General features: G+C 70.9%; 11 protein-coding genes. 6 read left to right on the forward strand and 5 right to left on the reverse strand.

Features of this window, described 5'->3' with window-relative positions; all coding sequences use genetic code 11:
- Window positions 1–194 precede the first annotated feature (194 nt).
- A complete protein-coding gene (locus ACIO3S_RS21180) occupies window positions 195–938 on the reverse strand; it encodes an enoyl-CoA hydratase family protein (protein ID WP_400467715.1) in 744 nt (247 codons plus the stop codon).
- Window positions 939–1,018: 80 nt separating this feature from the next.
- Here ACIO3S_RS21180 and ACIO3S_RS21185 point away from each other — a divergent pair, with 80 nt between their 5' ends.
- Complete coding sequence (locus ACIO3S_RS21185) at window positions 1,019–1,900, forward strand: SDR family oxidoreductase (RefSeq protein WP_400467716.1); 882 nt, start codon at window positions 1,019–1,021, stop codon at window positions 1,898–1,900.
- 104 nt (window positions 1,901–2,004) lie between these two features.
- Here ACIO3S_RS21185 and bla read toward each other — a convergent pair whose 3' ends face one another.
- Window positions 2,005–2,883, reverse strand: coding sequence for a class A beta-lactamase (bla, locus tag ACIO3S_RS21190; protein ID WP_400467717.1), 879 nt, complete (start codon window positions 2,881–2,883; stop codon window positions 2,005–2,007).
- 108 nt (window positions 2,884–2,991) lie between these two features.
- Here bla and ACIO3S_RS21195 point away from each other — a divergent pair, with 108 nt between their 5' ends.
- From ACIO3S_RS21195 to ACIO3S_RS21205, 3 genes are all read left to right on the forward strand, one after another.
- Window positions 2,992–3,861 (forward strand): LysR family transcriptional regulator, encoded by an 870-nt coding sequence (locus ACIO3S_RS21195; protein ID WP_400467718.1) that lies wholly within the window; start codon window positions 2,992–2,994, stop codon window positions 3,859–3,861.
- Entirely contained in the window at window positions 3,858–4,781 is a 924-nt protein-coding gene (locus ACIO3S_RS21200; RefSeq protein ID WP_400467719.1) for a serine hydrolase, read from the forward strand. Before ACIO3S_RS21195 ends, ACIO3S_RS21200 begins: the two co-directional genes overlap by 4 nt.
- Window positions 4,782–4,961: 180 nt before the next feature.
- The gene (locus ACIO3S_RS21205; RefSeq protein ID WP_400467720.1) at window positions 4,962–6,260 is read left to right on the forward strand and encodes an MFS transporter; all 1,299 of its coding nucleotides are present in this window, start codon (window positions 4,962–4,964) and stop codon (window positions 6,258–6,260) included.
- A 10-nt stretch (window positions 6,261–6,270) separates the two neighbouring features.
- Here ACIO3S_RS21205 and ACIO3S_RS21210 read toward each other — a convergent pair whose 3' ends face one another.
- Entirely contained in the window at window positions 6,271–8,316 is a 2,046-nt protein-coding gene (locus ACIO3S_RS21210; RefSeq protein WP_400467721.1) for an acyltransferase family protein, read from the reverse strand.
- Between the two features lie 45 nt (window positions 8,317–8,361).
- Window positions 8,362–9,669, reverse strand: coding sequence for a D-arabinono-1,4-lactone oxidase (locus ACIO3S_RS21215; protein ID WP_400467722.1), 1,308 nt, complete (start codon window positions 9,667–9,669; stop codon window positions 8,362–8,364).
- Window positions 9,670–9,879: 210 nt separating this feature from the next.
- Between ACIO3S_RS21215 and ACIO3S_RS21220 the strand changes: the two genes are divergently transcribed.
- Window positions 9,880–11,088 (forward strand): amino acid deaminase/aldolase, encoded by a 1,209-nt coding sequence (locus ACIO3S_RS21220; protein WP_400467723.1) that lies wholly within the window; start codon window positions 9,880–9,882, stop codon window positions 11,086–11,088.
- Window positions 11,089–11,097: 9 nt separating this feature from the next.
- On the opposite strand, the gene ACIO3S_RS21225 is transcribed toward ACIO3S_RS21220, so the two are convergent.
- Window positions 11,098–11,703 carry a TetR/AcrR family transcriptional regulator gene (locus ACIO3S_RS21225; RefSeq protein ID WP_400467724.1) on the reverse strand — a complete coding sequence of 202 codons (606 nt, stop codon included), beginning with the start codon at window positions 11,701–11,703 and terminating at the stop codon, window positions 11,098–11,100.
- Between the two features lie 98 nt (window positions 11,704–11,801).
- Between ACIO3S_RS21225 and ACIO3S_RS21230 the strand changes: the two genes are divergently transcribed.
- Window positions 11,802–13,025 (forward strand): alanine racemase, encoded by a 1,224-nt coding sequence (locus tag ACIO3S_RS21230; protein ID WP_400467725.1) that lies wholly within the window; start codon window positions 11,802–11,804, stop codon window positions 13,023–13,025.

Here is a 13,025-nt window from a genome sequence, read left to right on the forward strand (position 1 = left end):
CCCAGAATCTGCGGTCGAGTCGGCGCGTCTGTCCCGGCAATTCACGTCGAGTCGGCGCTTCTGTCCCAGTGTCTGCGGTCGAGTCGGCGCGTTTGTCTCACGTGCGTGGGACATACGTGCCGACTCGACACTCTGGGGCGAGACATACGCGCCGACTCGGCACGTGACGACGGGACAGATGAGCCGACTCGCCATCATTTGCCGTCCTTCACGAAGGCGTCGCGGCGCTCGTCGGCCACGCCGGCGAGGTTGAGCTCGTAGGTGAAGCCCTGCTCGAAACGATAGGAGGCGTTCACGTCGACGGGGTCGATCCCGTTGAGCGCGGCCTTGGCGGCGCGGATGACCTGCGGGTCCTTGGCGGCGATCTGACGCGCGACCTCGAGGGCGGCCTCGTCGAGGTCCTCGCGGGGAACGACCTGGTGGACCGAGCCGAGCTCGTGGAGGCGCTGGGCGGTGATGGTCTGGGCGGTGAAGTAGAGCGTACGCAGCATGTGCTGCGGCACCAGCCGGCTCAGATGGGTGGCGGCGCCGAGGGCGCCACGGTCGACCTCGGGTACGCCGAAGAAGGCGTCGTCGCTGGCCACGATCGTGTCCGCGTTGCCGACCAGGCCGACGCCTCCGCCGAGGCAGAAGCCGTTGACCGCGGCGATGACCGGGACCGGGCACTCGTAAATCGCCTTGAACGCCGCGTAGCAGCCGCGGTTGGCGCCGAGGATGCCCTCGAACCCCTCGATCTGCTGCATCTCCTTGATGTCGACGCCGGCGTTGAAGCCCTTGCCCTCGGCGCGCAGGATCACGACTCGTGCGTTGTTCTCGGCGGCGGTGGTGACGGCGTCGGCGACCTCGAACCAGCCCTTGACCGGCAGCGCGTTCACCGGAGGGTGGTTCATCGTGACGACGGCGATCTGCTCGTCGGTGATCTCGGTGGAGATGCCCATGGTCCGTTCCTAACCTAGCGATTGCTTGGTAGCCTAGCAGTTGCTTGGTTTCTGAACGCAAGACTGGAAAGGGACGCCACATGGCTCGACTGCTCGAAGGCCGGATCGCGATCGTCACCGGAGCGGGGCGAGGCATCGGCCGGGCGCATGCGCTCGAGCTCGCCCGTCACGGGGCGAAGGTGGTCGTCAACGACTTCGGCGTCTCGCTGGCGGGCGAGGGCACCGGTGAGTCGCCCGCGTCCCAGGTCGTCGACGAGATCGTCGCCGCAGGTGGGGAGGCGGTCGCCAATGCCGCAGACGTGGCCGACTTCGCGGACGCCGAGGCGATGGTGGGACAGGCCATCGAGTCGTACGGAGGCCTGGACATCCTCGTCAACAACGCCGGATTCGTACGCGACCGGATGCTCGTCAACACCACCGAGGAGGAGTGGGACGCCGTCATCCGGGTGCATCTGAAGGGTCACTTCGCGACGCTGCGGCACGCGGGTGCGTACTGGCGGGCCGAGTCCAAGGCCGGGCGGCAGCGGGACGCGCGGGTCATCAACACCTCCTCCGGCGCGGGCCTGCAGGGCTCGATCGGGCAGGGCACCTACTCCGCCGCCAAGGCCGGGATCGCCGGGCTCACCCTGGTCGCTGCCGCCGAGATGTCGCGCTACGGCGTTACCGTCAACGCCATCGCGCCGGTCGCCAAGACCCGGATGACCGAGGGCGCCTTCGACACCTCCGCGATGGCGCTGCCCGAGGACAACTCACCGGTCGTCGCCTGGCTCGCCTCTCCGGAGGCGCGCGATGTCACCGGCCGGGTCATCGAGATCGACGGTCCCACGATGACCGTCGAGAACGGCTGGGCCCACGGCCCCTCCGCCGACGCCGGAGCCCGCTGGGACGCCGCCGACGTCGGGCCCGCCCTCCGCAAGCTGCTCGCCCAGGCGCCGGTGCCGGAGAAGGTGTACGGAGCCTGAGCCGGCTGCAGGAATACCCGGTTAACAGGGTATTCCTGCACTTCTCAGGCAATGCAACGCCAGAGAAGTGCAGGTTTCCCCGGTTAACCGGGTATCCCTGCGCCTCAGCCGAGCTCCCCGCAGACCGTCGCCGCGATGTCGGCGAGCGGGGTGTCGAGGGGAGCTGCGGTGGGGTCGTCGGAGCGGGTGAGGGCGGCGATGACGATCGGCGTGCCGTCAGGGGTCCAGGTGACGCCGACGTCGTTCCGCGACGCATAGTCGCCACCGCCGGTCTTGTCGGCGAGCCGCCAGCCGGCCGGAACCCCGGCGCCGAACCTGGTGACGGTCGACTGGTTGGCCAGCATCCAGGTGAGCAGCTGGTCCCGGTCGGTGCGGTCGAGGGCGTCGCCGAGCACCAGCTTGGTGTAGGTCTGCGCGATCGCACGCGGCGAGGTGGTGTCGCGCGGGTCGCCCGGGATCGCGCTGTTGAGGTCGGGCTCCCAGCGGTCGAGCCGGGTCACCGAGTCGCCGAGCGATCGGGCGAAGCGGGTGATTCCGGCGGGGCCGCCGATGAGGTGGATCAGCTCGTTGGCGGCGGTGTTGTCGGACCGGGTGATCGTCGCCTCGGCGAGCTGCGCCACGGTCAGGCCGTTGCGGACGGTGAGGGAGGTGATCGGCGAGTTGCCGACGACGTCGGCGGCCTCCCAGGTCAGGCGCTGCTGGAGCGTACGCGCGGGATGATCGCGCAGGATCGAGGCCGCGAGCAGCGTCTTGAAGGTCGACAGCATCGGGAAGCGCTCGTCGGCACGGTGCTCGATGACGCGGCCGGTCCGCATGTTCTTGGCCCAGACGCCGAGGTGACGCTGGTGCTTCTGCTCGAGTGCGGCGATCGCGGGGCTGTCGGCGGCGTACGCCACCGAGCTGCTGACTCCGGTCGCGGCGACGGCGACCGCCGAGGCGGCTCCGCCCAGGATGGCACGGCGGCTGAGGATCGGTGTGGTCATGCCGAGCATCGTGATGGTGCCGCCGCGACCGCGTCCAAGGACGATCCGGCATGGACGTATGCATCGCCGACATGGGACGAGGTGGGGCCGATCAGCCATCCTGTACGCGTGGACCTACTGCTTCACCTGCGCGGCTTCGCCGCGGTCGCGGACGAGATGAGCGTCTCCGAGGCCGCGCTCGTGCTCGGCGTCGACCAGCCGCTCCTCAGCCGTCGCCTGCGTGCTCTCGAGCGCGAGCTCGGGGTGGAGCTTCTCGACCGCACCCGGCGCCAGATCGCGCTCACCCCGGCCGGCACGGCGCTGCTGCCGCGGGCCAGGCACCTGCTCGACCAGGCCGACCATCTGCTGCGGAGCATCCGCCGTCCCGAGCGGGAGCCCTTCGTGGTCGCGGTGCCGTCCGGCTGCGACCCCGCTCCGCTCGCGCGACTGGTCGCGCTGCTGGAGGCCGAAGGCGTCGACGTACGCCTCGCGAGCGACAGCGACCACGACGAGACGCCGGATTCGGCAGTCTGGACGGTCGAGACGTGCGACCCCGACGCGGCCACGTGGCTCACCCGGCTGGGCGCGGCCACCGCTCCCGGGACCGCCGAAGGGCCGGTGTCGCTGAGCTCGCTGCGACCACGCCGAGGCGGGGAACGTACGCAGGTGCTGGCCCTCCCACGAGACCTCGACGATCCCGCCGGTCGGCTGCGGCGGCTCGCGGACCGGGCCGGCATCGGACCGGCCGCCCTGCGCCGCGCCCCGCACCGGCTCGCGGTGGCCGAGACCATGGCGGGGCGGGCGAGCCTGGTCTGCGCTCGGCATGAGGCGGTGACGTACGGACTGAGCTGGTCCCCCTTCGTCGACACGGTGGCGCGCGGCCACCGGCTCGTCGAGCAGCCACCACCGCCCGCACCGCTGGCGGCCGGCCCCGTGCGTGAGCAGGCGCTCGCCCTGCTCGGTGCGTGCGTCGGTGCAGCTGAGGAAGGACGCGCATGAGTCCGCTCGTCGGCAGCGACCGGCGCCTGATCGACCTCGCCGAGGCGGCGGCTGAGCGCTTCCGAGAGCTGCAGGTACGGATCGCGTTCCTCGCCCGCGACATCGACACCGGCCACGAGGTCGGTGTCGGCGTCGACCGGCCGATGCCGCTCGCGTCGGTGGCGAAGGTCCCGCTGGCGCTGATCGTGGCCGACCGGATCGCGAGCGGCGAGATCGACGGCGGCGAGATGGTGACGCTGACCGCGGCGGAGCGGAGCTACGGGCCGTACGGCATCTCGGCGTTCACCCACGACGCGACCTGCTCGGTCACCGACCTGATGATGATGATGCTCGGCCTCAGCGACAACGCCGCCGCCGACGCGCTCTTCGACAAGGTCTCGCCGCGCGAGGTCGATGAGCAGCTCGCCGAGTGGGGCGTGGAGGGGTTGCGGGTGCGGCACCGGATTCAGCCGATGTACGACTACGCCACCCGCGTCGCCGGCCACGACTTCGCCCTCGCCACCCAGCTCGCTGTCGAGGGCCGCCGGCCCGGCGGCCGGCACGTCATCGACTCGCTCGACGTCGAACGCGCCACGATCGGCTCTCCGCGCGCCTGCGTCGACCTGCTCGAGCGCATCTGGCGCGACGAGGTCGCCAAACCCGAGGCGACCGAGCTGGTGCGACGGCTGATGGGCAAGCAGGTCTTCACCCACCGGATCGCCGCCGACCTGCTCGCCGACGACATCCAGCTCGCCGGTAAGACCGGCGGGTTCCTCACCCTGCGACATGAGATCGCCGTGGTCACCCATCCCGCCGGCCGCGTCGCAATCGCCGTACTCACCGACTCCGACCGCACCGCCCGGATCCAGAACGACGTCGATCTCGCCATCGCCGCCACCGCCCGCGACGCCGTCGAAGCCCTCGCCTCCCGCCGCCCCTGAGCCGAGACGTCACTCCCGTCGGCCGAGACGTCACGTACGCAGGTCGAGAGGTCACGCCGGTCGGCCGATCCGGCACATCGATGCCACCTCGGCCGACGCGCCTGACGTCTCGGCCGACCGGGGTGACGCTTCGGCAAAAACCAGTCGGCAACGACCCGGTCGCGGTGGTGGAATTGGCCGGTGCCCCTGCCCGGTTTCATCAGCAACCTCATCCCGCCGACACCGTTGTCGCGGCGGTTGGCGACGCAGTCGCTGCTCTTCGCGGCGGGGGACGGGACGTTCAACACCGCGGCGGCGTTCTACCTGGTCGCTTTCGTCGGTCTGAGCCCGGCGCAGATCGGTGTCGGCCTGACGGTCGCCGGGATCGCGAGCTTCCTCACCGCCTACCCGATGGGCCGGCTGGCCGACTTCATCGGCCCGAAGCGGATCTGGGCGATCAGTGCGCTGATCAGCGCACTGATGTTCGCGACGATGCCGTTCATCCACGGCTTCTGGGCCTACCTGTGCGTCATCGTCGTCTTCGAGGTGGTCAACAACGCGGGCGGCGCCGGCCGGAATGCGTACGTCCTCGATGTGCTGCCCGACAAGGAGCGGGTCGCGACCCAGGCGTTCATGTATTCCAGCCTCAACCTCGGCTTCACCATCGGTGCCCTGATCGCCGGCATCGCGCTGGCGCTGGACACCGACACGGTCCTCAAGTGGGGCGTGCCGTTCTTCGCGCTGGCCATCGGGATCGCCAACTCCGTCTGGATCAGCCGGCTGCCGCGGGCGCCTCACGAGGAGCGCCGCGCCGCCGGCGAGATCACCGAGAAGCTGCCCGGACCGGGCGCGCTGCGCAACGTCGGCTGGCTCCTGGTGACCACCTTCACCGGCACGCTGTGGTCCAACCAGGTGCTGTTGCACACCGTGATCCCGCTGTGGCTGGTCGAATACACCGACTCGCCGCGCTGGCTGCTGGCGTGGCTCTTCGCCACCAACACGGTGCTGTGCATCATCCTCCCGGCCTACACGTCCAAGGGCGTCCACGACGTCCGCGACGCGTTGCGCCGGGTGTGGTGGAGCAGCGCGTTCTTCGTCGCCGCGTGCGCGATCACGCTGGTCACCCACGACACCCGCGGGTTCCTCACCATCTTCCTGGTCTGGCTCGGCCACGTCGCCGTGACCGGCGCCGAGCTGGCCATCGGCTCCGCCTCGTGGGCCTTCCAGGCCGAGCTCATGGATCCCGACCGACGTGGCGAGTACGAAGGCGTCGCCGGCATCGGCCGCCAGCTCGGCGGCGCGTGGGCCCCGGCCCTGTTCACCTTCCTCGCCATGGGCTGGCACCCCGACTTCTACAGCGGCGCCGGCTGGATCGTGATCGGCGCCATCATCGTCGCCGCTGCCGCCGCCATGGGGCCGTCGACCAAGATGGCCGTACGTTTCAAGCAGACCCACTTCCCGCACGAGGACGAGCCCGAGCCGGAGCCGGCGGCCGCCTAGTTCGGCACGATCAGCGCAGGATCGTGGCGATCCGGTCGCCGAGGTAGGGCGCGAGGGTCGCGGCGTAGAGCGGCGAGATGTGGAAGCCGTCCTGGTAGACCTGCAGGTTGCCGACGACGGGCGAGCAGGTGTCGGCCTCGCAGAAGTAGTCGGTGAGGTCGACACGATGGGCGTTCGGGGTCAGCCGAACCGCGCCGGCGGTGCCGTCGTCGCGTACGGCCTGGTCCCGGTCGCGCGCGCAGGTCGATCCCGCCGCGAGGCCGGCGTCGTCGATGCACGGCTGGACGACGCGGGCGAACCGGGTGGTGCTGCCCTCGAAGATCGGGCTGTCCCGGATCGCGATGACCGGCACCGACGGGTCCGGCCGGCTCGCCCATGCCTCCGAGAGACCACGACTGAGCGCCTCGCCGGTCGTCTCGTCACCGACGGCCTCGACCGAGACCTGGCTGGAGTGGATGACGACGTACGCATCGATGCCCCGCTCCTCGGAGAGATAGGTCGTGAGCCGCGACTTCCACTGCCGGCACAGCTCGACGGTCGTCCGGGGAGTGCCGACACGATCGCGCGCGTTCCAGTGGCAGCCGGCGCGGCTGGCGACGTCGATGCGCCACCCGCGGCGCTCGGCGATCTCGCGGTAGGCGGGGACGAGCTGGTGGTTGTGCGAGTCGCCGATTGCGAGCAGCCGCCGGGTGTAGCCGCGAGCCGGCCCGAGCGTGCACACCTTGAACCGCACCGGCCGCTCCTTGTTGGACCAGCAGCCCGACCCGTCGGGCGCCTGGTAGCCGAGACTGGCGTCGAGCAGCCGGTCCGGACCCTCGCAGCCCGCGGTCGCGGGATCCATGGCAGCCGCGCCGATGCAGCCGGCGTACTTCTTCGCGGCGGCGACGGCGGCCGCCCTCGCGGCAGCGTCCTGGCGCTCGACGGCGGTGGCGCCGGCCATCGTCGTGCCCGCGACCAGCGCGAGCACGACCGGGGCGGTCACGAGCCGGCCAAGGCCCGTGAAGGACGGTCCGAGGCGGGTGACCGGCACCTCGACGAACCGGTGGGTGAGCCAGGCCAGGACCACCGAGGCCGAGAGCACGACCACCGCCGCGAGGAGCGTGGTCCGGGTCGCGTACGTCCAGCTCAGCCACGCCACCAGCAGCGGCCAGTGCCACAGATAGAGCGGGAAGGAGATGTCCGCGACGAACCGCAGCGGCCTCACCGCGAGGAGCCGCTGCGGCCCCCAGCGAGCCGTCGATCCCGAGCCGAGCACGACCAGGAGCGCACCGCCGACCGGCCACAGCGCCCACGGCCCGGGGAAGAGCGCGGCTCCGTCGAGCACGAACCCCGAGCTCGCGACGAGCAGCAGCCCGGCCCAGGCGAGCACCGGGCGCGCGGCCCGCGGTGGACGGAGAAGGTCGAGCCCGAGCGCGAGCAGTGCGCCGACGCCGAGCTCCCAGAAGCGTGCCCAGGTGTGGAAGTACGCCACCTGCTGGTCGGCGATCCCCAGCCGCCACGCGAAGATGAACGAGGCGACCGTCGCCACCGCCACGACGAGCGCCAGCACGAGCCGAAGCCGCGCCCGCGCCACCCGCCAGATCACCAGCACCACCAGCGGCCAGACCAGCAGGAACTGTCCCTGCACCGCCAGCGACCAGAAGTGCTGCAGCGGGCTCGCGCTCGGCCCGGCCGCCCCGTAGGCGAGCTGCGACCGGATCATCTCCCAGTTCAAGACGTACGCCGCCGACGCAGCGATCTCCCGCAACGTCGAGCTCCACATCGACCGCGGCATGACCGTCACCATCAGCACCGCCGTCCCGGCGAGCACGACCAGCGTGGGAGCCGAGAGCCGCAGGAACGTACGCCCGTAGTGGTCGGCCAGGCGCAGCTCGGACGACGCGACCCGGCGGACGAGCGACCGGGTCACCAGGAACCCGGTCAGCACGAGGAAGACGTCGACGCCACCCGAGACCCGGCCGTTGCCGAAGAGGTGGAAGACCACCACGAGTGCCAGCGCCAGCCCCCGTAGCCCGTGGATCTCAGCGATGCGCGGCGGTCGGGGAGGCTGCGGCATCGGGACACGCTAAGGGTCGCCGGTGACCCCCGGGAGAAGTGCAGGTTAAGAGCCGAGGACCTGCTCGAGGTAGGGGTTGCCGAACGTACGCGACGGGTCGAGCTTGTCGCGCAGCGCGACGAAGTCGCCGAACCGCGGATAGCGATCCGCCAGGTCAGCGGCGGTGAGGGTGTGCATCTTGCCCCAGTGCGGGCGGCCGCCGGCCTCGCCGGCGATGCGCTCGAAGGTCGCGAAGTACTCCTCGCGCCAGGGCGAGGAGGGCGCGGTGTGGATGGCGATGTAGACGTTCTCGCGCTCGAACCCGGTGGACAGCGGGATGTCGTCGGCGGCGGCCACCCGGACCTCGACCGGGAAGGAGATGTTCCACGACGAGGCCTCGACCGCACGCTCCAGCTCGGCGAGGACGTCCATGCCGACGGCACGCGGGACGGCGTACTCGCTCTCCACGAACCTGACCTTCCGCTGCGAGGTGAAGACGCGGTAGGAGATGTCGGTGAACTCGCGCGGCGAGAGCGCGGAGGCGGCGAAGCGGGCCAGCGGCTTCACCAGAGCAGGGACCCGAAGACCAAGGCCGACGGTCGCGCCGAAGGCCTGGTTGGAGAGGAGCTCGTCGTCGAACCAGCCCCGGAGCCGGCCCACCGGCGCCAGCGGAGTCTCCGGCAGCGGCAGCCGGGTGTTGTGCTTGGTCAGGACCCGGGTCGTGTGCGGGAACCAGTAGAACTCGAAGTGGTCGGTGCCCGACGCGTGCGAGTCGAACGCGGCCATCACCTCGGCGAGCTCGCCGTTGCCCTCGCGTGCGCGCAGCGCGAAGAGAGGCTCGGTCTGGAGGGTGACCTCGACGATGATCCCGAGCGCGCCGAGTCCCACGCGGGCGAGCTCGAAGACCTCCGGATTCTCCGACGCCGAGCAGGCGATCACGGAGCCGTCGGCGAGGAGCAGCCGCAGGCCGCGTACCTGGGTCGCCAGGCCGCCGAAACGCGCTCCCGTGCCGTGGGTGCCGGTCGAGATCGCCCCGGAGATCGACTGCTCCTCGATGTCACCGAGGTTGGTCATCGACAGCCCGAGCGCCTCGAGCGCCCGGTTGAGGACCTTGAGGCGGGTGCCGCCGCGTACGGTCACCAGACCGGTCGTCGAGTCCGCTCGAACGATCCCGGAGAGACGATCCAGGCTGACCTGGACATCGACGGGCGACCCGATCGCGGTGAACGAGTGCCCCGCCCCGATCGGCTTGATCCTCCGCCCGGCCTCCACCGCGGCCACGACGACCGCCGAGAGCTCTGCCTCGTCACGAGGCACCACGACCTCGACCGCGCCCGCGTGCTGGTTGCCTGCCCAGTTCTGCCACTCACTCACGCCACCGCCTCCGTAGCGCAAGCGCAAGAATACGGACGCGGTGGCGTGTTGGTTGTCTGGTTCACTCGCTGAGGCTCGCTCACGCGGGAAAGGGTGTCGCCTCAAAGGCGTACGGTCAACGGCTGCGCCCACATCGATCGGCCCGCGCGGTGGCACAGTTGGTCACCTCCCGTTGACGCGAGTGCCGCGCGGGGCATAGACACTTGCGTCGTGGTCACGACTTCCCACCATCTCTCCGCCCAGCAGCACGAACGGCTCGACCGGGCGACCGCCCGTCTCGACGGACCCGTCGGGGCGGTGGACCTCGCGGCGTTCGACGCCAACGCCGACGATCTCGTACGCCGTGCCGCCGGCACCCCGATCCGAGTCGCCAGCAAGTCCGTACGATGCCGGGCGCTGATCGACCGGGTGCTCGCCCGCGAGGGATACGAGGGGATCCTGGCCTTCACGCTGTTCGAGGCGCTGTGGCTGGCCGAGACGCACTACGACGTCGTGGTCGGCTACCCGACTGCCGACCGGGCCGCGCTCGCCACCCTCGCGAAGGACGAGGAGAAGCTCGCCCGGGTCACCCTGATGGTCGACAGCGCCGAGGGGCTGTCGCTGGTCAAGGCCGCGATCGGCACCCCGGCCGCCCCCGTACGCGTGGCCATCGACCTCGACGCCGCGCTGGTCATCGCGCGCCGCATCTGGCTCGGTGCCCGCCGCTCCCCGGTCCGCACCCCCGAGGACGCCGTCGCCCTCGCCCGGATCGTCGCCGACGACCCGGACTTCCAGCTGGTCGGGCTGATGGCCTACGAGGGCCAGGTCGCCGGCACCGTCGACCGACCGCTCAGCGGCAACCCGCCCGCGGCCGTCATCAGACGGATGAAGAAGGCCTCCATCGCCGAGATCACCGAGCGCCGCGGGAAGATCGTCGCGGCCGTACGCTCCCTGGCCGACCTCGAGTTCGTCAACGGCGGCGGCACGGGCTCGATCGAGTCCACCCATGCCGATCCCTCGGTCACCGAGATCGCGGCCGGGTCCGGGCTCTACGGGCCGACCCTCTTCGACCGCTACGACGGCTTCACGCCCCACCCCGCGGCCTACTTCGGGCTGAGCGTGGTCCGCCGCCCCGCGCCCGGCATCGTCACCGTCGCCGGTGGTGGCTGGATCGCCTCGGGCCCGCCCGGACTCGACCGCGTGCCCAGCCCGACCTACCCCTTCGGCCTGGAGTACGTCGGCACCGAAGGCGCCGGGGAGGTCCAGACACCGCTGCGTGGGCATGCCGCCGACGAGCTCGCGATCGGTGACAAGGTGTGGTTCCGGCACGCCAAGGCGGGCGAGGTCTGCGAGCGGCTCGACACGCTCCAGCTGATCGAGGGCGACTCGATCATCACCGTCGCGCCGACCTACCGGGGCGAGGGCCAGACCTTCCTGTGACCTGCTGGGTCACTCGCCCAGCAGCTGGAACCAGCTCTCGGTGACCAGATCGCACATGCGGTCGTGCTCGACACCCCACGACCCGTCCGCCCAGCGCTGAAACAGAAAGTCGAGCTGGCCGACCGCCAGCGCGCCGCGCAGCCGCCGGCTGTCGGCGTCGAACCGGTCCGCCTTGTCCAGGCCCGCGCTGACGTCCTCGATCGTCTCGTCCGTCCAGCCGTCGACGATACGGGTGAGATCGGGATCGACGGCCTGGGCCGCCCGTGCGATCGTGACGATCGGACGCACCTCCGGCCACCGGGCAATGGCCTGCCGGATCCAGGCACCGAGCTGCTCGCGGGTGCCTGCCGCCACCGCGTCGGCGAGGCCGCCGAGCGAGCGGCCCTGCGGGCAGCGGAGCTGGACCAGCTCGTCCTCGAGGCGCTCGGCGATCAGGGCCTTGATGACCTCGGACTTCGAGGGGAAGTAGGCATAGAACGTCACCCGGGTGGTGCCTGCCGCCGAGGCGATCTCATCGATCGTCGTCGCCGCGTAACCGCTCGCGACGAACCGATCCATCGCCGCGTCCAGCAGGAGCTGGCGAGTCATCGCCCTCTGAGCTGCACGGTTGGCCATGGCGTCACGATAAGCGACGCCGATACCTCCCTGGGGATTTCCACAGTTTCTCGAAAACCCGATGTCTCGCAGCTGGGCCGTCGGTAGGTTCTGTCCCGATGGATGATCAAGTGACCTGGGCGGACAAGGGCTTCTGGGCGCCGGGAGAAGCCGTCGATCTCACCACGTACGCAGCCTCCGGCCGCAACCTCTTCGACGGCTCGTTCACGTGGCCGGTGATGGTGCTCAAGAAGAGCGCGCTGGAGCACAACATCGCGACCCTCGCGGGCTTCGCGGAGGAGCACGGCCTGCTGCTCGCCCCGCACGGCAAGACCACGATGGCGCCCTCGCTCTACCAGCGACAGCTCGACGCCGGCGCGTGGGCGATCACCGTCGCCTCGCCCAGCCAGGCCCTGGTCGCCCGCCATGCCGGCGTACGCAGAGTCCTCGTCGCCAACGAGATCCTCGACCACAGTGCGCTGAGCTGGGTGGCCTCCGAACGTGCGGCCGACCCGGAGTTCCTCCACCTGCACTGGGTCGACTCGGTCGAGGGCGTCGAGGCGGCGGCCGAGGCGTCGGTCCTGGTCGGCGTCGAGGACCGGCCGCTGGCGGTGCTGATCGACCTGGGCTTCCCGGGCGGGCGCACCGGCTGCCGCTCCGTCGAGGAGGCGATCCAGCTGGCGCGGGTGGTCGACTCCACGCCTGGCGTACTCCTGGCGGGGGTGGCCGGCTACGAGGGCGGGCTGCGGACGGCGGCGGAGGTCGGCGACTACTTCGACCGTCTCAAGGAGCTCGCCTCGAGCCTCCACACCACGGGCCTGATCGCCGCCGACGCCATCGTCTCCGCAGGTGGCAGCGCCTTCTTCGACGTCCTCGCCGAGCGCTGGTCCACGGGCTGGCCGGACGGGATGACGCCTCGCAAGGTGCTGCGCAGCGGGACGTACGTCACCCACGACCACGGTCTCTACGCCGAGGAGACGCCCTACAACCGCATCGAGGGCACCCTGGACCCGGCCATCGAGGTGTGGGCCCAGGTGATCTCGGCCCCGGAGGAGGGGTTGGTGATCGTCGGCATGGGCAGGCGGGACGCGCCCTTCGACCACGGCCTGCCCGTCCCGCTCGCGGTGCGGCGCAACGGCTTCGGTGGTGCGGAGCCGCTCGAGGGCGCCGTCGAGAAGCTGGCCGACCAGCACGCCTTCCTGCGCACCGACGCCGGGCTGCGGCCGGGCGACCTGGTCAGCTTCGGGATCTCGCACCCGTGCACGGCGTTCGACAAGTGGCGGCTGATCCCGGTCGTCGACCTCGACTACACCGTGACCGATCTGGTCCGGACGTACTTCTGA

Source organism: Nocardioides sp. NPDC087217 (assembly GCF_044744805.1).
In the GTDB taxonomy this organism is placed as follows: Bacteria; Actinomycetota; Actinomycetes; order Propionibacteriales; family Nocardioidaceae; genus Nocardioides.

Excerpts from the sequence above, each read along its gene's own strand:
- ACIO3S_RS21180 (WP_400467715.1), bottom strand. The coding sequence starts at position 938 with ATGGGCATCTCCACCGAGATCACCGACGAGCAGATCGCCGTCGTCACG.
- ACIO3S_RS21185 (WP_400467716.1), top strand. The coding sequence starts at position 1,019 with ATGGCTCGACTGCTCGAAGGCCGGATCGCGATCGTCACCGGAGCGGGG.
- bla (WP_400467717.1), bottom strand. The coding sequence starts at position 2,883 with ATGACCACACCGATCCTCAGCCGCCGTGCCATCCTGGGCGGAGCCGCC.
- ACIO3S_RS21200 (WP_400467719.1), top strand. The coding sequence starts at position 3,858 with ATGAGTCCGCTCGTCGGCAGCGACCGGCGCCTGATCGACCTCGCCGAG.
- ACIO3S_RS21210 (WP_400467721.1), bottom strand. The coding sequence starts at position 8,316 with ATGCCGCAGCCTCCCCGACCGCCGCGCATCGCTGAGATCCACGGGCTA.
- ACIO3S_RS21225 (WP_400467724.1), bottom strand. The coding sequence starts at position 11,703 with ATGGCCAACCGTGCAGCTCAGAGGGCGATGACTCGCCAGCTCCTGCTG.
- ACIO3S_RS21230 (WP_400467725.1), top strand. The coding sequence starts at position 11,802 with ATGGATGATCAAGTGACCTGGGCGGACAAGGGCTTCTGGGCGCCGGGA.